This window comes from Mesorhizobium escarrei, from assembly GCF_935825525.1.
GTDB lineage: Bacteria > Pseudomonadota > Alphaproteobacteria > Rhizobiales > Rhizobiaceae > Mesorhizobium > Mesorhizobium escarrei.
Genome location: NZ_CAKXZT010000061.1, coordinates 1 through 1390 on the forward strand (window position 1 = coordinate 1; position 1390 = coordinate 1390).

General features: G+C 62.9%; 1 protein-coding gene. It reads left to right on the forward strand.

Annotated features, from left to right (window positions below; genetic code table 11):
• On the forward strand, window positions 1-1390 hold a 1390-nt coding region (locus tag NMG80_RS04510), incomplete at both ends, for a winged helix-turn-helix domain-containing protein (RefSeq protein ID WP_495664005.1).

Genomic DNA, 1390 nt, shown 5'->3' on the forward strand with positions numbered 1-1390 from the left:
CCTCCCTGCCGCCGACCAGGAAATGCTCCTGAAGCTGAACCTGCTGCCCGAGATCAGCACCGAACTGGCGGACGTGATGATCGGGTCGGGCGAAGCGGGCAAGCTGCTCGACAGGCTCTACAGGCGGCAGTTGCTGGTCACGCGCTTGGAAAACAGCCGCGACACCTTTTACCTGCACGACCTCTTGCGAGACTTTCTTGACCGGCGCTTCGCACAGCACGTGGTCATGGAAGAGCAGCGATCGCTTAGGCGAAAAGCGGCGAAGGTTCTTGCGGAGGCCGGTCGTCCTGACGAAGCCATCCACCTCGCCTTGCAGGCCGAGGACTGGGACCAGGCGAGCGAGCTGATACTGAGCCGCGCGGAGGCCGTGCTGGCGCAAGGAGGCCGGGCGACCTTCATCGAATGGGTCGGCCGGTTGCCGGAAGCGTTCATGAACGGCTGGCATTTCTATTGGCTGGGCGTGGCCCACATGCCGGATGACGCTGCGGCGGAGCGCTGGCTGTCGAGAGCATGGCAAGCCTTTGGCGAGTCCGACGATCTGCGCGGTCTGTGTCTCACCGTGTCGCGCGCCGTCTTGGTCAAGACGGCCAGTTGGCGGACCTATGAAGGTCTTTCCATGTGGACCCGCCGGGCGTTCGAGCTGATCGAGCGCGGCCTGCCGAAATTGCCTCCCGGGGAAGCGATGCTGGTGCGCATTGGCATGATGCGGGCGCTGAACTTCGGCGACGACTACTACCGCAGCAGCCCAGCCGGACAAGCACTGGAAGCCGAACTCCTTGAGCGCTTGACCAGGAACCCCGGGCACGATCCGAGCGGATTGCGATTGCTTGCGAGCGAAACGCTGATCGATCTTTCGGCATCGACCATGCGCGCCGATGTGTTCGCTAAGGCGGTCGACAGCGTTGGCGAGGATTTGAGTGACAAGGAGGTGCTGCCTTGGATCCTCGGCATGTGGCTGGTCGCCTTTGGCGCGGAGAGTGGTCGCTATTTTCCCTACAAGAGAAGGAATTTTCCCTATCCGTCGGCCGAAGCCGCGTTGCGGGCGGCGATCGCGATTGGCGAGCGCGAGTCGCTCAAGGGCGTGGAATTCGGGGGGCTCTACCATTTGCAAATGCAGATGAAGTTCCGCAACGATTTTGCAGAGTTCCACCAAGTGGTCGGGCGACTGGCCGAGATCGCCGACAGCCGTTTCACCACACAGGTCGCCGTCGTCGCCGATTGCCACGCCGCGCTCCATGCCAGGCAAGGCGATTTCGCAGCTGCTTACCTGGATTGCGAGCGCTTCATGGCGGCCATCGAGGCCGCCAATGAGCCCATGATCGAGCGCTGGCCGCACTATATCACGAAGTTCCAGGTGCTGCTGGCGGACAGGAAGCCGCGCGAAGCCGCC